We start from the raw sequence: 21068 nt of genomic DNA, 5'->3' as shown, positions 1-21068 counted from the left end.
TGCCCGGCATAATGTTTTCGTCAGATTTGCCGAAAGCGCAGGAGTGTGACCGAACGCATGCGGGCCGACCGCGCTGCGTACGGTCTCGATCCCATCCACAAGCGGACGCAAGATCCGCAACCCGGAACTCCACACCATGCGCAATAACCAGCCTGTCACCCAACGCGAATTCGAATTTCCCGACGACGCGACGCTGATGTCGACCACCGACGCGGACAGTTACATCAAGTACGCGAACGCCGCGTTCATCCAGGTCAGCGGATTTTCTCCCGAGGAGATCGAAGGTCAGCCGCACAACGTCGTGCGGCACCCGGACATGCCGAAAGAGGCGTTCGCCGACATGTGGGCGACGCTGAAGAACGGTGAACCGTGGACGGCACTCGTGAAGAACCGCCGCAAGAACGGCGATCACTACTGGGTGCGCTCGAATACGGTGCCGGTGATGCGCAACGGGCAGCCGACGGGCTACATGTCGGTGCGCACGAAGGCGTCGCGCGACGAGATCGCGGCGGCCGACGCGCTGTATCGCGCGTTCCGCGAAGGCAAGGCCGGCAACCGCCGTTTCCACAAGGGGCTGATCGTGCGGACCGGGCTGATGCGCGTCGCGTCGCTGTTCCAGACGATGTCGGTGCGGGCGCGGCTGCATTCGACGCTGTGCGTGCTCGCGCCGGCCGTCGTCGGCGCCGGGTGGGCGTGCGGGCTGACCGGTGGCGGGCTCGCGGCGTTCGCGGCCGCGACGGCCGGCATATCGGTTGCGGCCGGGCTGTGGCTCGACGCGCAGATCGCGCGACCGCTGATGCAGTTGCGCGATCAGGCGTTGCGCGTCGCGACCGGCGAGAGCCGCACCGGTGTCGCGATGAACCGCGTCGACGAGATCGGCATGACGCTGCGCACGATCAACCAGCTCGGGTTGATGTTCCGTTGGCTCGTCGACGACGTCAGCGAGCAGGTGCACAACGTGCAGCGCGCGAGCAACGAGATCGCGCAAGGCAACAACGACCTGAGCGCGCGTACCGAACAGGCGTCGACCAGCGTGCAGCAGACGGCCGCGTCGATGGCCGAGATGACGGCCACGGTGTCGAGCAATGCGGAGACGGCGCTGCAGGCGAACCAGTTGTCGGTGTCCGCGAGCGACGCGGCCGAGCGCGGCGGGCAGGCGGTGAGCGAGGTCGTCGCGACGATGAACGACATCACGGCGAGTTCGCGCAAGATTTCCGACATCATCGGCGTGATCGACGGGATCGCGTTCCAGACCAACATTCTCGCGCTGAATGCGGCGGTCGAAGCGGCGCGCGCGGGCGATCAGGGGCGTGGTTTCGCGGTGGTCGCCGGCGAGGTGAGGGCACTCGCGCAGCGCAGCGCGAACGCGGCGAAGGAAATCAAGACGTTGATCGGCGCGAGCGTCGACCGCGTCGAATCCGGCGCACGCATCGTTGATGGCGCCGGCAAGACGATGGAGGACATCGTCACGCAGGTGAAACGCGTGTCGGACCTGATCGCGGAAATCAGCTCGTCGACAGCCGAGCAGAGCACCGGCGTCGCGCAGGTCGACCAGGCGGTCGTGCATCTGGACAACATCACGCAGCAGAACGCCGCGCTGGTCGAGCAAAGCACGGCGGCGTCGGAAAGCCTCAAGCAGCAGGCGACGCGGCTGGTGGACGCGGTGAACGTGTTTCGGTGAAAGCGGGGGGGCGGAGGCGACGCGGACACGGCGGAGAGGGATACCGGCCCGCGTCGTGACCGCCCGGTTCCGGCCGGGCAGTCAGGGCCTGTCACGAACGCGACAGGCCACGAACCATCAAACAGCCAGGCAGAGGTACTTGATCACGACGTAGTCGTCGATGCCGTAGTGCGAGCCTTCGCGGCCGAGGCCCGATTGCTTGACGCCACCGAACGGCGCGACTTCGTTCGAGATCAGTCCCGTGTTCACGCCGACCATCCCGTATTCGAGCGCTTCGGCGACCTTCCACACGCGGCCGATGTCGCGACTGAAGAAGTAGGCGGCCAGCCCGAACTCGGTGTCGTTCGCGAGGCGGATCACCTCGTCGTCGCTGCTGAATTTGAACAGCGGCGCGAGCGGCCCGAACGTCTCTTCCTTCGCGACCTTCATCGCCGGCGTGACGCCCGTCAGCACGGTCGGCTCGAAGAAGCCGTGGCCGAGCGCATGGCGCTTGCCGCCCGTCACGACGGTCGCGCCCTTCGCGAGCGCGTCCTCGATGTGCGCCTCGACCTTCAGCACGGCCGCTTCGTTGATCAGCGGACCCTGCGTGACGCCCGGCTCCGTGCCGCGACCGACCTTCAGCTCGCCGACCGCCGCCGCGAGCTTCTGCGCGAACTGGTCGTATACGGCTTCGTGCACGTAGAAGCGGTTCGTGCACACGCACGTCTGGCCGCTGTTGCGGTACTTCGACGCGATCGCGCCCTGCACGGCCGCATCGAGATCGGCATCGTCGAACACGATGAACGGCGCGTTGCCGCCAAGCTCCAGCGACACCTTCTTGACCGTCGCCGCGCATTGCGCCATCAGCAGGCGGCCGACCGGCGTCGAGCCGGTGAACGACAGCTTGCGCACGATCGGGTTCGACGTCAGCTCGCCGCCGATCGCCTTCGGGTCGCCCGTGACGACGCTGAACACGCCGGCCGGCACGCCCGCGCGCTCGGCCAGCACGGCCATCGCGAGCGCGGAGAACGGCGTCGCCTCGGCCGGCTTCACGACGATCGGGCAGCCCGCCGCGAGCGCCGGGCCGACCTTGCGGGTGATCATCGCCGCCGGGAAGTTCCACGGCGTGATCGCCGCGCACACGCCGATCGCTTCCTTCGTCACGACGATGCGCTTGTCGCTCGCCGGCGTCGGAATCGTGTCGCCGTACACGCGCTTGCCTTCTTCCGCGAACCACTCGAGGAACGATGCCGCGTAGCCGATCTCGCCCTTCGCCTCGGCCAGCGACTTGCCCTGCTCGGTGGTCAGGATCAGCGCGAGGTCGTCGGCGTTTTCCATCATCAGGTCGTGCCACTTGCGCAGGATCGCCGCGCGCTCCTTCGCGGTCTTCTTGCGCCACGCCGGCCATGCGGCGTTCGCGGCGTCGATCGCGTGGCGCGTCTCGGCCGTGCCCATCGCCGGCACGGTGCCGAGCAGGCCGCCGGTCGCCGGGTTGCGGACTTCGAACGACTCGCCGTTCGCCGCGCCTTGCCATTCGCCGTTGACGTACGCCTGCTGGCGGAACAGCGACGGATCTTTCAGTGCCAGGGTTTCCTGAACCGTGCTCATATGAATAGCCTGCTTTGAAAAAGGACGGATGAAACGGCCGCCGCCGTCATGAAGACGGCGGCGGCGCAATCAATTGAAGACGGCGGGAACTCAGGCCGGCACGCCGACCGTCTCCTTCAGCACTTCCTCGAGGATCACGAGCGCTTCGTCGAACACGGCCTGCGGAATCGTCAGCGGGAACAGGAAGCGCACGACGTTCGAGTACACGCCGCATACGAGCAGCAGCAGCCCGCGCTCGAGCGCACGCGCCTGCACGCGCTTCGTGAAGTCGGCGTCCGGCTCGCCCGAACCCGGCTTCAGGAACTCGACCGCGACCATCGCGCCCGGGCCGCGCACGTCGGCGATCTGCGGCACGTCGGCCTGCAGCGAATTCAGCTTCGCCTTCAGCACGTCGCCGAGTTGCGTCGCGCGCTCGCACAGTTTCTCTTCGTCGATGATCTCGAGCACCGCGTGCGCCGACGCGACCGCCAGCGGGTTGCCCGCGTAGGTGCCGCCGAGGCCGCCGGGAGCCGCCGCATCCATTACGTCGGCACGGCCGACGACGCCCGACAGCGGCATGCCGCCCGCGAGGCTCTTCGCCATCGTGATCAGGTCGGCCAGCACGTCGTAGTGCTGCATCGCGAACAGCTTGCCGGTGCGGGCGAAGCCCGTTTGCACTTCGTCGGCGATCAGCAGGATGCCGTATTCGTTACAGATCTTGCGCAGCGCGCGCACGAACTCGGCCGGCGCCGGGTAGAAACCGCCTTCGCCCTGGACCGGTTCGAAGATGATCGCGGCGACGCGCTTCGGATCGATGTCGGCCTTGAACAGCATCTCGATCGCCTTGATCGAATCGGCCGTGCTCACGCCGTGCAGCGCGTTCGGGTACGGGGCGTGGAACACGTCGCCCGGGAACGGGCCGAAGTTCAGCTTGTACGGGGCGACCTTGCCGGTCAGCGCCATGCCCATCATCGTGCGGCCGTGGAAGCCGCCCGAGAACGCGATGACACCCGGACGGCCGGTCGCGGCGCGTGCGATCTTGATCGCGTTTTCGACGGCTTCGGCGCCGGTCGTGAAGAAGGCCGTCTTTTTCGGGAAGTCGCCCGGCGCGCGTTCGTTGATCTTCTCGGCCAGCTCGACGTACGACGCGTACGGGACGATCTGGTAAGCGGTGTGCGTGAAGCTGTTCAGTTGCTCCGTGATCGCCTTGACGATCTTCGGGTGGCGATGGCCCGTGTTCAGCACCGCGATGCCGGCGGCGAAATCGATGAAGCGGCGGCCTTCGACATCCCACAGCTCCGCATTCTCGGCGCGGGCTGCGTAGAAATCACACATCACGCCGACGCCGCGCGGGGTGGCGGCGTTCTTGCGGGCCTGCAGGTCGGCATTCTTCACGGTCATCTCCTTGATGTCTGTCCGGTGGGATAAAAATCGGCCGCGTTGGCAGCCCATGGAGGCGACTATAATCACATTTGGCTCTGACAATCAGAGCCATTTCAATAAATAATCAGGAGCCAATCATGCGCGCAAGCGTGTTGTCGGACTGGCTGGCGCAGCGCCTCGTGCGCGGCGGCGAACAGCCGATCTACCGACAGCTGCATCGGCTGCTGCAGCAGGCGATCCTGTCGCGCGAACTGCCGGCCGGCACGCGCGTGCCGTCGTCGCGGCTGCTCGCGGCCGAGCTCGGGATCGCCCGCAACACGGTCACGCAGGTTTACGAACAGCTTGCGCTCGAAGGCTATGTGAACTCGGCCACGGGGCGCGGCACCTTCGTCGCCGACAGCGCGCCGGACGAGATCGTCGGCGCGCCGCCCGATCCGGCCGCCGGCCCGGCGGTGGTGCCATCGTCCGCGCGGCGGCTGTCCGTGCGCGGCACGCGGCTCGTCGAAGGCGCGGGCGTGTCGAAGCGCCAGGGCGGCGCGTTCATGCCGGGCGTGCCCGATGTGTCGCGCTTTCCGGCGCGCGTGTGGACGCGGCTGCATAACAAGTACTGGCGGCGCCTGCGCCCGGACCTGCTGACCTACGCGCCGGGCGGCGGGCTCGCGCTGTTGCGCGAGGCGCTGGCCGACTACCTGCGCACGTCGCGCTCGGTGCGCTGCACGCCCGAGCAGATCGTGATCACGACCGGCATCCACCAGTCGATCGACCTCGCGGTGCGGCTGCTGACCGATCCGGGCGACGCCATCTGGACCGAGGATCCGTGCTACTGGGGCGTGCGCAGCGTGCTGAACGTGTCGGGGCTGACCACGCGGCCGATTCCGGTCGACGACGAGGGGATCGCGCCATCGGCCGCCGATCTTGCCGAGCCGCCGAAGCTGATGCTCGTCACGCCGTCGCACCAGTATCCGCTCGGGATGGTGATGAGCCTCGCGCGGCGGCGGATGCTGCTCGAATATGCGCGCCAGCACGGCTGCTGGATCATCGAGGACGACTACGACAGCGAATTCCGCTACGGCAGCCGGCCGCTCGCGTCGCTGCAGGGGCTCGATACGGCCGGGCAGGTGATCTACGTCGGCAGTTTCGGCAAGACGCTGTTCCCGGGGCTGCGGGTCGGCTATCTGGTCGCGCCGGAGCCGCTCGCGGAAAGCTTTGCGACCGCGAGCGCCGAACTGTACCGCGAGGGTCAGCTGCTGCAGCAGGCCGTGCTCGCCGAGTTCATCGCGGAAGGGCACTTCGTGTCGCATATCCGCAAGATGCGCACGCTGTACGGGCAGCGCCGCGAGGTGCTGCTCGATGCGGTCGCGCGCCGCTACGGCGATACGCTGCACGCACTCGGCAGCGACGCCGGGCTGCATCTCGTCACGCAATTGCCCGATGGCGTCGACGATCGCGCGGTCGCGCAGGCCGCGCTCGAACGCAATATCGTCGTGCGGCCGCTGTCCGGCTATTACGCGGAGCGCGAACGCGCGGCGTCGGGGTTGCTGCTCGGCTATGCGTGCGTGCCGGAAGACGAAATCGCGACGGCGTTCGCGACGCTCGCCGAGGCGATCGACGAGCGGGCGTTCGGCGAGATCGTTGCGCCGGCTTGACGGGGGCGATGCGACGGCACTGTCGCGGCGTGATGCAGGATGTCGAGGCGAGGCCGGCGCCTGCGCCGCGCGGCGCGCCTCTGCTCGCTCAAAGCCGAATCAGCGCCGCGCCCGCGACCACCAGCGCGCATGCGGCGAGCCGCTGCGCGCCGGGCCGCTCGCGCATCACGAACCAGCCGATCGCGACCGCGAAGATCGAGCTCGTCTCGCGCAGCGCCGAAACCGTCGCGACCGGCAGGTGCCGGTACGCGAGGCATCACGATGCCGTACGCGGCGAGCGAGATCGTGCCGGCGATCGCGCCCTGCGTGAGCGCGGTGCGCGAACCGAGCACCGCGCGCGGGCCGCCGCGCAGCGCGCAGACCAGCACGAGCTGCGGCACGCTCCACAGCAGGTACACCCACGCGATGTAGCCGAGCGCGCTGCCGGACACGCGCGAGCCGACGCCGTCGCAGATCGAATACGCGGCAATGAACACGCCGGTGAGCAGCGCATACGGCACGCCTTCCCCGGAGAACCTGAAGCCGCGCCGCAGCGCGAGCGACATGATGCCGAACGACACCAGCGCGATACCCGCGAAGCCGAACGGGGTCGGCTGCTCGTGCAGCGCTGCCAGCGCGAGCACCGACACGAGCAGCGGCGAAATCCCGCGCGCGATCGGATAGATCTGGCCGAACTCGCCGTTGCGGTACGCACGCGCGAGCGTGAAACAGTAGGCGACCTCGAGCGCGGCCGACGCGGCGATGTACGGCCATGCGGCGGGCGCCGGCGCGGGCAGCAGCGCGGCGCCCGCCGCGCCGAATGCGAGATACGGCAGCGACATCGTGCCGAGCTGCACGAGCCGATCCTCGCTGACATGCAGGAACGCATTCCAGATCGCATGCAGCAGCGCGGAGCACAGCACGAGGCCGATGAAGAGGTGATCCATGAACGAAGAGAGGGGCGGGAGCGGCGGGCGCCGTCAATTATGTGGGTATCGGGCGCGCTCGCGCGGAATTGTCGATAATGGAACGTTGTTATTCACCGGATGCCGACGATGACCGAAGCCACCCTTACCCCGCCCGCCGTTCCGCGCCTCACGAGCCTGTCGCACGGGGGCGGCTGCGGCTGCAAGATCGCGCCGGGCGTGCTGTCCGAGCTGCTGAAGCGGGCGACGCCGCCGGCGTTGTTCCCGGATCTGCTGGTCGGCACCGAGACCTCCGACGACGCGGCCGTCTACCGGCTGAACGACGAGCAGGCGATCGTCGCGACGACCGACTTCTTCATGCCGATTGTCGACGATCCGTTCGACTTCGGCCGCATCGCGGCGACCAACGCGCTATCGGACGTCTATGCGATGGGCGGCAAGCCGATTCTCGCGCTCGCGCTGGTCGGGATGCCGATCAACGTGCTGCCGCACGAGACGATCGCGGCGATCCTGCGCGGCGGTGAATCGGTGTGCGCGGAGGCCGGCATTCCGGTCGCGGGCGGCCATTCGATCGATTCGGTCGAGCCGATCTACGGACTCGCGGCGATTGGCGTCGTGCATCCGTCGCGCGTGAAGCGCAACGCGGCCGCGCGCGCGGGCGACGTGCTCGTGCTCGGCAAGCCGCTCGGCGTCGGCGTGCTGTCGGCCGCGCTGAAGAAGAACCAGCTCGATGCCGCGGGCTACGCGCAGATGGTCGCCACCACCACCAAGCTGAACCGGCCGGGCGCCGAGCTCGCCGCGCTGCCGGGCGTGCACGCGCTGACCGACGTCACGGGCTTCGGGCTGCTCGGGCACACGCTCGAGCTCGCCCGCGGCGCGAACCTCACCGCACGCGTGCATTACGCGTCGCTGCCGTGGCTCGCGGGTGTCGAGGCGTTCGTCGCCGACGGCGTGTTCACCGGTGCGTCGGGCCGCAACTGGGCGGCGTACGGCACCGATGTCCGGCTCGCCGACGGGCTGCCGCCCGTCGCGCAGGCGCTGCTGACCGATCCGCAGACGTCGGGCGGGCTGCTGGTCGCGTGTGCGCCGGAAGCGGTGGACGACGTGCTCGCCTGCTTCCGCGCCGACGGTTTCGACCGCGCGGCCGTGATCGGCGAGATGGTGGACGGGCCTTCGCGCGTCGACGTTGCCTGACGCCTCATTCATACGGCGGATCATTTTGACGTGGTTAGAATCGATGCCTTCCGTCGAAGGCATCGAGGACCGGTGAACGATTTCCTGTTCGGGCTGACGATCGCGCTGTCGGTCGGGCCCGTTGCGCTGCTTGGCGTGGCGGTTGTGCAAACACGGCCGCCGGCGTGTCGATAAACCGCATAGTATTCCTGAGTTTGTTTCGTGCAGCGGACGTCGATTGCAGCGCAATTGCGCGCGAATTCCGACGCATGCCGTCATGCGTTGCACGCGCGTTGCACCCGCATCGCACCGGCACCGCAGCACCGCCCGCCGTTTCGTAGTCGGGTTCCGCATCACGCAAGCGCGTTCTATACTCGTCGCGCAGTCTCCGACAGCCGTTCTCACCCAACATCCCGAAACAAGGAACGCCGATGCTGACTCGCTCCATCCTTTCCGCTGCCGCCTTCTCGCTCGCGGCCTGTGCAACCGCGCCGTCGATCGCGCAGGACAACCCCGGCAACAACGCGAGCAACGCCGCATTCGCCGAAACCGGTGCACAGGGCCGCCCGGTCAAGGTCATGATCATCACGATGTTCGGTCCGGAGGGCCAGGCGTGGCTCGACCGCATCGGCCCGTGGCGCGACATCGCCGTGCCGGGCCTGTCGCCCGACTACCCGAACGTCCACTGCAACAAGCAGGACGTGTGCGTGGTCACGACCGGCATGGGCTATGCGAACGCGTCGGCGACGATCATGGCGCTCACGTTCTCGCAGCGCTTCGACCTACGCCGCACGTATTTCCTGATCTCGGGCATCGCGGGCGTCGACCCCGCGCAAGGCACGGTCGGCTCCGCGGCATGGTCGAAATATCTGGTGGATTTCAGCCTGCAGTGGGAGCTCGATGCGCGCGAGATTCCGGCCGGCTGGAACACGGGCTTTCTCGGCATCAACACGAAAAGTCCGAACGACAAGCCGCCGCTCGACTACCGCACCGAAGTGTTCCAGCTCAATCCGCAGCTGACCGACGCCGCGTATGCGCTGTCGCGCAACGTCGTGCTCGCCGACAGCGCGCAGGCCCAGGCCGCGCGCGCGAAGTTTACGTACGCGCCGGCGAACCGGCCGCCGACGGTGATCCAGTGCGACACGTCATCGGGCAACACGTGGTTCTCGGGCACGCTGATCGGCGAGCGCGCGCGTCAGTGGACGAAGATCCTGACCGACGGCAAGGGCACCTACTGCATGACCGCGCAGGAAGACAACGCAACATTTGAAGCGCTCAAGCGCGCGGCGAGCGTGAAGCGGGTCGACCTGTCGCGCGTCGCGGTGCTGCGCACGGGGTCCGACTTCGACCGGCCGTATGCGGGGCAGACGAGCGCGGACAACCTGCTGAACTACGCGGACCAGGGCGGCTTCGCGCCGGCGACCGAGAACCTGTACCGCGCGGGCAATCCGCTCGTTCAGGACATCGTCACGCACTGGGGCGAGTGGCGTGACGGCGTGCCGCGCCGTTGACGGCAGCACGACGGCATCAGCGGGACGTCGACGTGGCGATCAGTGCGACGACCGCGGCGCCGAACGGAACGGTGTCCAGACCGGTGTGGTGTCGTCCCAATGATCGAGCGGCGAAGGAAGTTGATCGTTCATCACAGGCTCCTGCAACTGACTAGCTAATTGACTCACTCATCGCGTGTTCGACAGCGATGTCACGACGCCGCGCACCGGATCATCCGCTGCGCGGCGTTGCACGTTTACCGGCCCCCGCCTGCGAGCTGGTTGCTTTCCGGCATCGAGCGATACGGGCCTTGCGCGAGTTCTAGCCCTTGCGGATACGAATTCGCCTTGCGCAGCCAGGCCAGCGTGCCGTCGCGGCGGGCCTGCGCGACTTCCGCGCTGACTTCGGCGCGGGTGCGCGGACCATTGTTGTGCTGCGTGTACGACGACGTGTTGCCGTAATCGCCGGCTTGCCGGGTGTTCGTATCGGCGAAGGCCGGTGCGGACACGGCGAGTGCGAGGGCGAGCGCGGAAAGAAGGTGGCGGCGGTTCATGACGTAACTCCTGTGTTGGTCGGAGTTGGCGCGCGGGCGCTGGCTCCGGTCCCGTCAAACGGGGCTGTTCGATGCGCAACGAGGTGCGCGACAGGGTTTACTCTAGGTGTCCGCCCGGCTGCGATAAATGGCACTGCCGCGAATTGAATTGTCGTCAGCGCGGAACAATCGCATTCCACACGGCCATCAGGGCGGCGAACCGCGCCCCGCAGCCCCATGCCGCAAGGGCGACAGCGGTGCGACGCGTATCGCGCGTGGGCTGATGCGATTGTCCTTGCCGGCGTAAAGGTCTCTTCTGTGCCGCGCATCGAATGCTCGTGCGTCAGACCGCTTCGATCCGGTAGCCGAGCGTGTAGACCGCACTGAGACGCACGCCGTTCGACGGCTGAAGCGCGAGTTTCGTGCGCAGTCGGTAGATGTGCGTGTCGAGGCTGCGGGACGCGCCGGCCATGTCGCGTCCCCATAGCGAACGGATCAGCGCTTCGCGAGGCATGATGCGGCCGAAATGGCGAAACAGCAGGACGGCGAGTTCGAATTCGCGCGGCGTCAGCTTCACCGGGGTGCCGTTCACCCATATCTCGCGCGCCTTCGTATCGATCCGATAGATGCCGATGTCCAGCACGTCCTGCTGGATATCGCCGCCCTGATAGGCGCGGCGCAGCAATGCGTTGATGCGCGCCAGCAATTCGAAATGATTGATCGGCTTGATCATGTAGTCGTCGGCGCCCGCCGTGATCGCGGAAAAAACCTCGTTTTCGTGCGCGCGGATCGTCAGGAACAGGATCGGCAGCGTGCCGCCGATCCGCTCGCGTGCCCATTTGAGCACTTCGAAGCCGGACAGGCCCGGTACCTCCCAGTCCAGGATCAGCAGATCGACGACCGTGCGTTCGAGATGGCGGATCGCCTCATGGCCGTTGGCGACGGAATGCACGCTGTGTCCCGCCTCTCCCAGTATCGAATTGATGAGTTCGACATACGTCGTGTCGTCCTCGAGATATAGAACGTGCATGGTGGGTGCACCTATTTGTCGCGTGTGGTGATATCGAGCCGGACGCAACGCGGATAGCGCGGATTCGCGCCCGGCTTGGCGCCGGATGTCGGCCGGCGATCCGCGGCGCATGTTCGCATGGGTCCGATTCGGGAAATTGTCAACAATTCTGAACGCGGCGGCCATGAACATGGAAGCTTCGGATCGAGTGTCGTAGCATTTTAGTAATCCAAATCAATGGGATTCTGGAGGAGTTGCTCGGGGAGGATGGTCATGCTGGTGTACAAGTCGTTCATGGAAAAGAAGGCGCTGCTCGAGGAGCAACTGGTTCGGGAGCGACTCGCGATTGCGACCATGGTGTTGCTCGAAATCCGGCAGTGCATCGAGGAATTCGGATTTGGCGTCAAGGACGTGTTTCCCGCCCAGAGCGGTGCGCCGGGGAAGCGGAGACGGGTGAAATACTTCAACCCGGAAACGGGGCAGGCCTGGTCGGGAGTGGGGCGGGAACCGGTATGGTTGCGCGGTCAGGATCGAGACCGATTTCTGATCGACGCGGAATCGCATGAACAACCTGAAGATGAGGAATCCTGATCATGAAGTCGATAAAAAAACATCGAATGGCCATCGAGGGTGCCCGCGCCGCTTGCCGGGTCGATGTGGCCGCGAATCGTTGGCAATCCAACGCACGGGGGCGGAGAACGGCCGCACGATCGACGGAAGCGGAGCGAAAATGGAACCGGTTCCATTCGAGATTACAATTCCATTGTATCAGTTCTCGCAATGGTCACCCCGGTTGCTGCTCCCGGCGCATGGGAAGGGGGCGTCGATGATCGCGGACGTGAACCAGCCGGACGGCGGGGACCTCATGCCCGAGCGCATTTGTGTCGGCGTCGGCGTGACGCGCGAGATCATCGAAGTGTGCGCTTCGTCGATGCGACTCGTCTTCGGCTACCGGAACGAGACGTTCGGCATCGAATCGTTGACCGATGCGATTGCCGAGTGGTCACCGGCGCTCGTGGTGGTGGAATCGGCCGGCGGCTACGAGTGCGAAGCGGCGTGCGCGCTGCAGGCGGCACGCTTGCCGGTGGCGGTCGTTCACCTGCATCAGGCCCGCGCGTTCATCGCGCGCTCGCTCGACTTGCCGCTCGAGGGGAAAGGGGCCCATGCGCGAATGATGACGGAACTGGCGTGCATACTCGATGACGCGCCGTCGAACGCCCGGTTTGCCGAGCCGCTTGCCGACCCGCAACTGCAGCATGTCCAGGCGCTGGTGCAGCGCCGGCGGCAACTCGCGCGCACGCTGATGGCGGAATACCAGCTGCTGGCTCGATGCCATCCGAGCGTACGCGGCGGGATCGAGCAGACGATTGCGTTCCTCAGCAACCAGATCGGCGTGGTCGAACGTCACTGTGGACGGCAGGTGCGCGGGCAGCGCGTCGGCGCGGCGAGGGCGCTCGCGCGGGTGGTGAGGCGGTCCGGCCGCGCCGCGCGCTCGTCAGGCCGGTGAGCGCGCGGATGAAGCGTAGAGGGCAAGCGGAGCGCTTGCCCCACCGTCGCTCTTTACGCGACCCACTCGTTGATGACCGGCGTGTCGAGCACCGGCGCGCGCTCGGCTTCCTCGAACGTGCGCTTGCTGCACGTCGCGTCGAGGCTGCCCTTGCCGCTCAGCAGCGGGCAGCGGTCGAACACTTCGGCGATCCAGTCGACGAACACGCGCACCTTCGGCGACAGGTGCCGGCTGTGCGGATACACGACCGAGATCGGCATCGGCAGCGGCTTCAGGCCGGGCAGCACTTCCTTGAGCCGGCCGTCGCGCAGGTGCGGCAGCACCATGAACAGCGGCGGCTGGATCAGCCCGAAGCCTTCGAGCCCGCAGGTCACGTACGCGTCGGCGTCGTTGACCGACACGATCGCGTTCATCTTGACCTCGACTTCCTTGCCGTCGGTCAGGAACGTCCAGTCGATCGTGCGGCCCGTGCGGCTCGAGAAGTAATTGACGGCCTTGTGATCGCTCAGGTCCTCGATCGTCTGCGGTTCACCGTACTTCTCCAGATACGCGGGCGCCGCGACCGAAACGCATTCGAACAGGCCGACGCGGCGCGCGACCAGCGACGAGTCCTGCAGCGCACCGACGCGGATCACGCAGTCGACGCCTTCCTGCAGCAGGTCGACCGGCCGGTCGGACAGGCCGAGCTGCAGATCGATGTCCGGATAGCGCGTATGGAATTCGCATAGGGACGGGATCACGAGCAGCCGCCCGATCGAGCCCGGCATGTCGATACGCAACTTTCCGTGCGGCTTCCGGTTGTTCGCCTGGAAGCTCGCTTCGGTTTCCTCGACATCGGCGAGGATCCGCACGCACCTTTCGTAGTACGCGGCGCCGTCCGGCGTGAGCGACAGCCGGCGCGTGGTCCGGTGCATCAGGCGCACGCCGAGGAAAGCTTCCAGATTCTGGATGATCGTCGTGACGGACGCCCGCGGCAGGCCGAGCGTTTCTGCTGCCTTGGTGAAGCTGCTTGTATCGACGACGCGAGTAAACACCTGCATGGCCTGAAGCCGGTCCATCACAACCTCCGCAATCTTATGACCGGAACAACAAGGCTGCGCTACCTCATGGGTAAACGCAGCCTGGGATTGTTCGGGGGTGTTGAATTGTGTTGCCGGATTATAGGCATTTATCCCGATGTCTGCCGGACCCAGAATTCGTTCCATCTCGAAATGGATCCTGCATCGTCATGGACGCTTCTGAATTCAGCAAATTCCTGAAAGCCGCATTGCCCGCCGAAGCCAGAGCCGGCGCGGCACTGACGGTCGCGGAGGTGGAAATCCCCGGCTACGCGCAGGACATCTCGCTGCGCCTGTATCGGCGCGCGGACAAGACCGGACTGCCGGTAGTGCTTTACTTCCACGGCGGCGGCTTCGTGCGCGGCTCGCTCGACGACGCCGACTTCGCCGCGCGCTTTTTAGCAGAACGCTTACCAGCTCTCGTAGTGTCGGTCGATTATTCGCTCGCGCCGGCCTTTCCCTTTCCGGCCGCGCCGGAGGATGCGTATCGCGCCGCCGTGTGGGCCGCGACCCGCGCCCGCGCGTTCGGCGGCAATCCGAAGAAGATCGGCGTCGCGGGCCACGACGCGGGCGGCCAGCTCGCGAACTGTCTCGCGTTCATCGCACGCGATCGCGGCGAAGTGTCGATCGCCGCGCAGGCGCTGTTCGGGCCGATGCTCGACCCGAGCATGACGCGCATCGGCGACGCCGAACGCCTGTCATCCGACATCACCGCGCGCGAATGCGCGGCCTGTTATCGCGCCTATCTGCCGCAGGCGGCGCAGCGCATGCACCCGTATGCGGCGCCGCTCGAATCGGTGCGCCTCGCGGGCCTGCCGCCGACGCTCGTCGTCACCGCGCAGAACGACGTGCTGCACGTCGAAGCGGAGAAATATGCGGGCTGCCTGATTTCATCGGGCGTGCTCACGCAGGTGATCCGCTACCCGGACGTCACGCACGCGGCGCTCGCGACGCACGAAGCCGCGCTCGAGGAGGCCGTGCGCTTCTTCCAGTGCCGCTTCCAGGCGCGCCAGCCGAACCGTTCCGAATAACCAGACCAATCCACGCTTACTGGAGATCCACATGGCCATCCTACGCACCTCCCGTTCCCGAATCGCCACCGCGGCGATCGTGACGCTCGCCGTCGTCGGCCTCGGCACGTTCGGCGCGATGCGCGTGAGCGCGAACGCGCCCGAAAAGGCGGCGGCGCCGCTGCCCGAAGTCGACGTCGCGACCGTCGTGCCGCAGACCGTCACCGACTGGCAAAGCTATTCGGGCCGCCTCGAAGCGGTCGAGAAAGTCGACGTGCGCCCGCAGGTGTCGGGCACGATCGTCGCGGTGAACTTCAAGGACGGCGCGCTCGTGAAGAAAGGCGACGTGCTGTTCGTGATCGATCCGCGTCCGTACCAGGCGGAAGTCGACCGTGCCGCAGCGCAGCTCGCCGGCGCGCAGGCGCGCAACGGCTACGCGCAGAGCGACTGGCAGCGCGCGCAGCGGCTGATTGGCGACAACGCGATCGCCAAGCGCGACTACGACGAGAAGCAGAACGCCGCGCGCGAGGCGAGCGCGAACCTGAAGGCCGCCGAAGCCGCGCTGGAAACGGCACGCATCAACCTCGGCTATACGCGGATCACGGCGCCGGTCTCGGGCCGCGTGTCGCGCGCGGAAATCACGCTCGGCAACGTCGTGTCGGCCGGCGCGTCGGCCGCGCCGCTGACGACGCTGGTGTCGGTGTCGCCGATCTACGCATCGTTCGACGCGGACGAGCAGACCTACCTGCAATACATCAACGGCGCGCGCAACGGTCGCAAGGTGCCGGTCGAGCTCGGTCTAGCGAACGAAACCGGCTACTCGCGCAGCGGCGAAATCGATTCGGTCGACAACCGGCTCGACACGTCGTCCGGGACGATCCGCGTGCGCGCACGCTTCGACAATGCCGACGGTGCGCTCGTGCCCGGCCTTTACGCGCGCGTGAAGGTGGGCGGCAGCGCGCCGCACCAGGCATTGCTCGTCGACGACGCGGCGATCAACACGGACCAGGACAAGAAGTTCGTGTTCGTCGTCGACCAGCAGGGCCGCGTGTCGTATCGCGAAGTGCAGCAGGGGATGCAGCACGGCAACCGGCGCGTCATCGTGAGCGGACTTTCCGCCGGCGACCGCGTGATCGTGAACGGCACGCAGCGCGTACGACCCGGTGAGCAGGTGAAGCCGCACATGGTCCCGATGACGGGCGGCGATGCGCCGTCCGCGCCGCTCGCGAGCACTGCGAAGCCGGCCGCACCGGCGAAGGCGGATTCGTAAGCGGCCCGCCGCTTCGCTTCCGCGTTCAACCAGACAGAGCAACCCATGAACATTTCCAAATTCTTTATCGACCGGCCGATCTTTGCAGGAGTCCTATCGGTGATCATCCTGCTCGGCGGGGTGATCGCGATGTTCCTGCTGCCGATTTCGGAATATCCGGAAGTCGTGCCGCCTTCCGTGATCGTGAAGGCGCAATACCCGGGCGCGAACCCGAAAGTGATCGCCGAGACGGTCGCGTCGCCGCTGGAAGAGCAGATCAACGGCGTCGAGGACATGCTCTACATGCAGTCGCAGGCGAACAGCGACGGCAACATGACGATCACCGTCACGTTCAAGCTCGGCACCGATCCGGACAAGGCCACGCAGCTCGTGCAGAACCGCGTGAACCAGGCGCTGCCGCGCCTGCCGGAAGACGTGCAGCGGCTCGGCATCACCACGGTGAAGAGCTCGCCGACGCTGACGATGGTGGTCCACCTGATCTCGCCGGACAACCGCTACGACATGACCTACCTGCGCAACTACGCGCTGATCAACGTGAAGGATCGCCTGTCGCGGATCCAGGGCGTCGGCCAGGTGCAGCTGTGGGGTTCGGGCGACTACGCGATGCGCGTGTGGCTCGATCCGCAGAAGGTCGCGCAGCGCGGGCTGGCCGCCGATGACGTCGTGCGGTCGATCCGCGAGCAGAACGTGCAGGTCGCGGCGGGCGTAATCGGCGCGTCGCCGTCGTTGCCGGGCACGCCGCTGCAGCTGTCGGTGAACGCGCGCGGCCGTCTGCAGACGGAAGACGAGTTCGGCGACATCGTCGTGAAGACGACGCCGGACGGCGGCGTCACGCACCTGCGCGACATCGCGCGCATCGAGCTCGACGCCTCCGAGTACGGGCTGCGCTCGCTGCTCGACAACAAGCCGGCCGTCGCGATGGCGATCAACCAGTCGCCGGGCGCGAACTCGCTGCAGATCTCCGACGAAGTGCGCAAGACGATGGCCGAGCTCAAGCAGGACATGCCGGCCGGTATCGACTACAAGATCGTCTATGACCCGACGCAGTTCGTGCGTTCGTCGATCAAGGCCGTCGTGCATACGCTGCTCGAAGCGATCGCGCTGGTCGTGATCGTCGTGATCGTGTTCCTTCAGACCTGGCGCGCGTCGCTGATTCCGCTGATCGCGGTGCCGGTGTCGATCATCGGTACGTTCTCGCTGCTGCTCGGCTTCGGCTATTCGATCAACGCGTTGTCGTTGTTCGGGATGGTGCTCGCGATCGGTATCGTGGTCGACGATGCGATCGTGGTGGTCGAGAACGTCGAGCGCAACATCGAAAGCGGGATGAACGCGCGGCAGGCGACCTACAAGGCGATGCAGGAAGTGAGCGGGCCGATCATCGCGATCGCGCTGACGCTCGTCGCCGTGTTCGTGCCGCTCGCGTTCATGTCGGGCCTGACCGGCCAGTTCTACAAGCAGTTCGCGATGACGATCGCGATCTCGACGGTGATCTCGGCGTTCAACTCGCTGACGCTGTCGCCGGCGCTGTCCGCGATCCTGCTGAAGGGGCATGGCGACAAGGAGGACTGGCTCACGCGCGTGATGAACCGCGTGCTCGGCGGTTTCTTCAAGCGCTTCAACAAGGTGTTCCATCGCGGCGCGGAGAACTACGGCCGCGGCGTGCGCGGCGTGCTGTCGCGCAAGACGCTGATGCTCGGCGTGTACCTCGTGCTGGTGGGCGCGACCGTGCTGGTGTCGAAGGTCGTGCCGGGCGGTTTCGTGCCCGCGCAGGACAAGGAATACCTGATCGCGTTCGCGCAGCTGCCGAACGGCGCGTCGCTCGACCGCACCGAGAAGGTGATCCGTGACATGGGCTCGATCGCGTTGAAGCAGCCGGGCGTCGAGAGCGCGGTCGCGTTCCCGGGGCTGTCGGTGAACGGCTTCACGAACAGCTCGAGCGCGGGCATCGTGTTCGTCACGCTGAAGCCGTTCTCGGAACGGCACGGCAAGGCGCTGTCGGCCGGTGCGATCGCCGGTGCGCTGAACCAGCAGTACGGCGCGATCAAGGACTCGTTCGTCGCGGTGTTCCCGCCGCCGCCGGTGCTCGGCCTCGGCACGCTCGGCGGGTTCAAGATGCAGATCGAGGATCGCGGGGCAGTGGGCTACGCGAAGCTGTCGGACGCGACCAACGACTTCATCAAGCGCGCGCAGCAGGCGCCTGAACTGGGCCCGTTGTTTACGAGCTACCAGATCAACGTGCCGCAGCTCAACGTCGATCTCGACCGCGTGAAGGCGAAGCAGCTCGGCGTGCCGGTCACCGACGTGTTCAACACGATGCAGGTGTATCTCGGCTCGCTGTACGTGAACGACTTCAACCGCTTCGGGCGCGTGTACCAGGTGCGCGTGCAGGCCGATGCGCCGTTCCGCCAGCGCGCGGACGACATCCTGCAACTGAAGACGCGCAACGACAAGGGCGAGATGGTGCCGCTGTCGTCGCTCGTCACGGTGACGCCGACGTTCGGCCCGGAAATGGTCGTGCGCTACAACGGCTACACGGCGGCCGACATCAACGGCGGCCCGGCGCCGGGCTTCTCGTCGGGGCAGGCGCAGGCCGCGGTCGAGCGCATCGCGCATGAAACGCTGCCGCGCGGCGTGCGGTTCGAGTGGACCGACCTCACGTACCAGCAGATTCTGGCGGGCGATTCGGCGATGTGGGTGTTCCCGATCAGCGTGCTGCTCGTGTTCCTGGTGCTCGCCGCGCTGTATGAAAGCCTGACGCTGCCGCTCGCGGTGATCCTGATCGTGCCGATGAGCATTCTGTCGGCGCTCACGGGCGTGTGGCTCACGCAGGGCGACAACAACATCTTCACGCAGATCGGCTTGATGGTGCTGGTGGGGCTGTCGGCGAAGAACGCGATCCTGATCGTCGAATTCGCACGCGAACTGGAGCATGACGGCAGGACGCCGCTCGAGGCCGCGATCGAGGCGAGCCGGCTACGGCTGCGCCCGATCCTGATGACGTCGATCGCATTCATCATGGGCGTCGTGCCGCTCGTCACGTCGACAGGCGCGGGCTCGGAGATGCGGCATGCGATGGGTATCGCGGTGTTCTTCGGGATGCTCGGCGTGACGCTGTTCGGGCTGATGCTGACGCCGGTGTTCTACGTGGTGCTGCGCACGCTCGCGGGCGGCAAGATCCACGTCGCCGGGAAGGACTCCGCCGGCTATGGCGTGTCGCCGTCGGGCGCGTCGGCTACGGATGCTTGAGGACAACAAGATGGACAACATGTACAACTCGAATGGCCTGATGCGCTTCGCGAAGGTGGCGGCCGCGAGCACCCTGCTCGCGACGCTGCTCGCCGCGTGCGCGGTGGGCCCGGACTACAAGCGCCCGGACGTGTCGACGCCCGCGGCGTTCAAGGAAGCGCCGACGCTCGCGGCCGGCGAACAGGCCGGCACGTGGAAGACCGCCGAACCGGCGGACGGCGAGCATCGCGGCGAATGGTGGAAGGTGTTCGGCGATCCGGTGCTCGACTCGCTCGAGGCGCAGGCGCTCGCCGCGAACCAGAACCTGAAGGCCGCGGCGGCGCGCGTCGAGGAAGCGCGTGCGGCGACCCGCACCGCGCGCTCGCAGTGGTTCCCGCAGGTCGGCGCCGGGTTCGGGCCGACGCGCCAGGGGCTGTCGTCGGCGTCGCAGCTCCAGCCGCAGGGCACGGGCCCGACCAACGCGACGCTGTGGCGCGCACAGGGCACGGTGTCTTACGAGGCCGACCTGTTCGGCCGCGTGAGCCGCAATGTCGAGGCGTCGCGCGCCGACCAGGCGCAGAGCGAAGCGCTGTTCCGCTCGGTGCAGCTCGCGCTGCAGGCGGACGTCGCGCAGAACTACTTCGAACTGCGCCAGCTCGACTCGGACCAGGACCTGTACCGCCGCACGGTCGAGCTGCGCGACCAGGCGCTGAAGCTCGTGCAGCGTCGCTTCAACGAAGGCGACATCAGCGAGCTCGACGTGTCGCGCGCGAAGAACGAACTGGCGACCGCGCAGGCCGATGCGGTCGGTGTTGCGCGCCGGCGCGCGGCGTCCGAGCATGCGCTCGCGATCCTGCTCGGCAAGGCGCCCGCGGACTTCGCGTTCAAGGAAACGCCGATCGTGCCGGTCGCGGTGAAGGTCCCGGCAGGACTGCCGTCCGCGCTGCTCGAACGGCGCCCGGACGTGTCGGCGGCCGAGCGCGCGATGGCGGCGGCGAACGCGCGGATCGGCCTCGCGAAGTCGGCGTATTTCCCGAAGCTCGATATCACGGGCGCGTTCGGGTATGAGGCGTCGACGCTCGGCAACCTGTTCCTGTGGTCGAGCCGCACGTTCCTGCTCGGGCCGTTCGCCGGTACCGCGCTGACGCTGCCGCTGTTCGACGGCGGGCGGCGTGCGGCCGGCGTGCAGCAGGCGCGCGCGCAGTACGACGAGCAGGTCGCGAACTACCGGCAGCAGGTGCTCGTCGCGTTCCGCGAGGTCGAGGACAACCTCGCCGATCTGCGTCTGCTCGACGACCAGATTCGCGCGCAGGATGCGGCCGTCAACGCGTCGCGCCGTGCGGCGACGCTGTCGCGTACGCAGTATCAGGAAGGCGAAGTCGCCTATCTCGACGTGATCGACAGCGAGCGGTCGGTGCTGCAGTCACAATTGCAGGCGAACCAGTTGACGGGTGCGCAGGCGGTGTCGACCGTCAATCTGATTCGCGCGCTGGGCGGCGGGTGGGGGAATGCACCGGCGCCGACGGCGGTGGGCGATGCGGCGACGGGCAATGCGGACGTGGCGGCGCGCTGAGCGTGAACGGCGGGCGATTCGTCGCTCGTCAGCCGCGAA

Annotated in this window: 15 protein-coding genes and 1 pseudogene; 10 read left to right on the top strand and 6 right to left on the bottom strand. The window is 67.0% G+C overall.

The window, feature by feature from the left end:
• Positions 1-136 precede the first annotated feature (136 nt).
• Complete coding sequence (locus tag SB771_RS22330) at positions 137-1681, top strand: PAS domain-containing methyl-accepting chemotaxis protein (protein WP_175660103.1); 1545 nt, start codon at positions 137-139, stop codon at positions 1679-1681.
• A 117-nt stretch (positions 1682-1798) separates the two neighbouring features.
• On the opposite strand, the gene gabD is transcribed toward SB771_RS22330, so the two are convergent.
• Positions 1799-3268 carry an NADP-dependent succinate-semialdehyde dehydrogenase gene (gene gabD / locus SB771_RS22325; protein ID WP_165753874.1) on the bottom strand — a complete coding sequence of 490 codons (1470 nt, stop codon included), beginning with the start codon at positions 3266-3268 and terminating at the stop codon, positions 1799-1801.
• A gap of 90 nt (positions 3269-3358) precedes the next feature.
• Positions 3359-4648, bottom strand: coding sequence for a 4-aminobutyrate--2-oxoglutarate transaminase (locus tag SB771_RS22320; protein ID WP_175660104.1), 1290 nt, complete (start codon positions 4646-4648; stop codon positions 3359-3361).
• Between the two features lie 119 nt (positions 4649-4767).
• Between SB771_RS22320 and SB771_RS22315 the strand changes: the two genes are divergently transcribed.
• On the top strand, positions 4768-6276 hold the full coding sequence (locus tag SB771_RS22315; RefSeq protein ID WP_175660105.1) for a PLP-dependent aminotransferase family protein: 1509 nt from the start codon (positions 4768-4770) through the stop codon (positions 6274-6276).
• 88 nt (positions 6277-6364) lie between these two features.
• On the opposite strand, the pseudogene SB771_RS22310 reads toward SB771_RS22315, so the two are convergent.
• A pseudogene (locus SB771_RS22310) lies at positions 6365-7202 on the bottom strand (EamA family transporter).
• A gap of 108 nt (positions 7203-7310) precedes the next feature.
• Between SB771_RS22310 and selD the strand changes: the two are divergent.
• Together selD and SB771_RS22300 are read left to right on the top strand one after the other, a co-directional pair.
• The gene (gene selD, locus SB771_RS22305; RefSeq protein WP_012366916.1) at positions 7311-8375 is read left to right on the top strand and encodes a selenide, water dikinase SelD; all 1065 of its coding nucleotides are present in this window, start codon (positions 7311-7313) and stop codon (positions 8373-8375) included.
• Positions 8376-8785: 410 nt separating this feature from the next.
• Positions 8786-9865, top strand: coding sequence for a purine-nucleoside phosphorylase (locus tag SB771_RS22300; protein ID WP_175660106.1), 1080 nt, complete (start codon positions 8786-8788; stop codon positions 9863-9865).
• A 236-nt stretch (positions 9866-10101) separates the two neighbouring features.
• Here SB771_RS22300 and SB771_RS22295 read toward each other — a convergent pair whose 3' ends face one another.
• Positions 10102-10398, bottom strand: a complete 297-nt coding sequence (locus SB771_RS22295; RefSeq protein WP_175660107.1) for a DUF4148 domain-containing protein — start codon at positions 10396-10398, stop codon at positions 10102-10104.
• A 322-nt stretch (positions 10399-10720) separates the two neighbouring features.
• On the bottom strand, positions 10721-11407 hold the full coding sequence (locus tag SB771_RS22290) for a response regulator transcription factor (RefSeq protein ID WP_138849574.1): 687 nt from the start codon (positions 11405-11407) through the stop codon (positions 10721-10723).
• A 252-nt stretch (positions 11408-11659) separates the two neighbouring features.
• On the opposite strand from SB771_RS22290, the gene SB771_RS22285 reads away from it, so the two are divergent.
• Together SB771_RS22285 and SB771_RS22280 are read left to right on the top strand one after the other, a co-directional pair.
• Positions 11660-11977, top strand: a complete 318-nt coding sequence (locus SB771_RS22285) for an H-NS family nucleoid-associated regulatory protein (RefSeq protein ID WP_175660108.1) — start codon at positions 11660-11662, stop codon at positions 11975-11977.
• Positions 11949-12893 carry a hypothetical protein gene (locus tag SB771_RS22280; protein ID WP_175660109.1) on the top strand — a complete coding sequence of 315 codons (945 nt, stop codon included), beginning with the start codon at positions 11949-11951 and terminating at the stop codon, positions 12891-12893. The genes SB771_RS22285 and SB771_RS22280 overlap by 29 nt, the downstream gene beginning before the upstream one ends.
• Before the next feature lie 53 nt (positions 12894-12946).
• Here the strand turns inward: SB771_RS22280 and ceoR are convergent, their stop codons facing one another.
• Entirely contained in the window at positions 12947-13951 is a 1005-nt protein-coding gene (gene ceoR, locus SB771_RS22275; protein WP_006750356.1) for a putative multidrug efflux transcriptional regulator CeoR, read from the bottom strand.
• 170 nt (positions 13952-14121) lie between these two features.
• On the opposite strand from ceoR, the gene SB771_RS22270 reads away from it, so the two are divergent.
• From SB771_RS22270 to opcM, 4 genes are read left to right on the top strand one after another with little or no spacing between them, the layout of a single operon-like run.
• On the top strand, positions 14122-14982 hold the full coding sequence (locus tag SB771_RS22270; protein ID WP_011659656.1) for an alpha/beta hydrolase: 861 nt from the start codon (positions 14122-14124) through the stop codon (positions 14980-14982).
• A gap of 31 nt (positions 14983-15013) precedes the next feature.
• Complete coding sequence (gene ceoA, locus SB771_RS22265; RefSeq protein ID WP_011659655.1) at positions 15014-16231, top strand: multidrug efflux RND transporter periplasmic adaptor subunit CeoA; 1218 nt, start codon at positions 15014-15016, stop codon at positions 16229-16231.
• Positions 16232-16276: 45 nt separating this feature from the next.
• On the top strand, positions 16277-19477 hold the full coding sequence (ceoB, locus tag SB771_RS22260) for a multidrug efflux RND transporter permease subunit CeoB (protein ID WP_175660110.1): 3201 nt from the start codon (positions 16277-16279) through the stop codon (positions 19475-19477).
• Between the two features lie 10 nt (positions 19478-19487).
• A complete protein-coding gene (opcM, locus tag SB771_RS22255) occupies positions 19488-21029 on the top strand; it encodes a multidrug efflux transporter outer membrane subunit OpcM (protein ID WP_175660111.1) in 1542 nt (513 codons plus the stop codon).
• Positions 21030-21068: the final 39 nt, after the last annotated feature.

The organism is Burkholderia sp. SIMBA_051, from assembly GCF_046534915.1.
GTDB lineage: Bacteria > Pseudomonadota > Gammaproteobacteria > Burkholderiales > Burkholderiaceae > Burkholderia > Burkholderia ambifaria.
The sequence above is the reverse complement of the archived record's forward strand: the minus strand, read 5'-3'. Positions and strand labels throughout refer to the sequence as shown.

Excerpts from the sequence above, each read along its gene's own strand:
- SB771_RS22330 (WP_175660103.1), top strand. The coding sequence starts at position 137 with ATGCGCAATAACCAGCCTGTCACCCAACGCGAATTCGAATTTCCCGAC.
- gabD (WP_165753874.1), bottom strand. The coding sequence starts at position 3,268 with ATGAGCACGGTTCAGGAAACCCTGGCACTGAAAGATCCGTCGCTGTTC.
- SB771_RS22320 (WP_175660104.1), bottom strand. The coding sequence starts at position 4,648 with ATGACCGTGAAGAATGCCGACCTGCAGGCCCGCAAGAACGCCGCCACC.
- SB771_RS22315 (WP_175660105.1), top strand. The coding sequence starts at position 4,768 with ATGCGCGCAAGCGTGTTGTCGGACTGGCTGGCGCAGCGCCTCGTGCGC.
- selD (WP_012366916.1), top strand. The coding sequence starts at position 7,311 with ATGACCGAAGCCACCCTTACCCCGCCCGCCGTTCCGCGCCTCACGAGC.
- SB771_RS22300 (WP_175660106.1), top strand. The coding sequence starts at position 8,786 with ATGCTGACTCGCTCCATCCTTTCCGCTGCCGCCTTCTCGCTCGCGGCC.
- SB771_RS22295 (WP_175660107.1), bottom strand. The coding sequence starts at position 10,398 with ATGAACCGCCGCCACCTTCTTTCCGCGCTCGCCCTCGCACTCGCCGTG.
- SB771_RS22290 (WP_138849574.1), bottom strand. The coding sequence starts at position 11,407 with ATGCACGTTCTATATCTCGAGGACGACACGACGTATGTCGAACTCATC.
- SB771_RS22285 (WP_175660108.1), top strand. The coding sequence starts at position 11,660 with ATGCTGGTGTACAAGTCGTTCATGGAAAAGAAGGCGCTGCTCGAGGAG.
- SB771_RS22280 (WP_175660109.1), top strand. The coding sequence starts at position 11,949 with ATGAACAACCTGAAGATGAGGAATCCTGATCATGAAGTCGATAAAAAA.
- ceoR (WP_006750356.1), bottom strand. The coding sequence starts at position 13,951 with ATGGACCGGCTTCAGGCCATGCAGGTGTTTACTCGCGTCGTCGATACA.
- SB771_RS22270 (WP_011659656.1), top strand. The coding sequence starts at position 14,122 with ATGGACGCTTCTGAATTCAGCAAATTCCTGAAAGCCGCATTGCCCGCC.
- ceoA (WP_011659655.1), top strand. The coding sequence starts at position 15,014 with ATGGCCATCCTACGCACCTCCCGTTCCCGAATCGCCACCGCGGCGATC.
- ceoB (WP_175660110.1), top strand. The coding sequence starts at position 16,277 with ATGAACATTTCCAAATTCTTTATCGACCGGCCGATCTTTGCAGGAGTC.
- opcM (WP_175660111.1), top strand. The coding sequence starts at position 19,488 with ATGGACAACATGTACAACTCGAATGGCCTGATGCGCTTCGCGAAGGTG.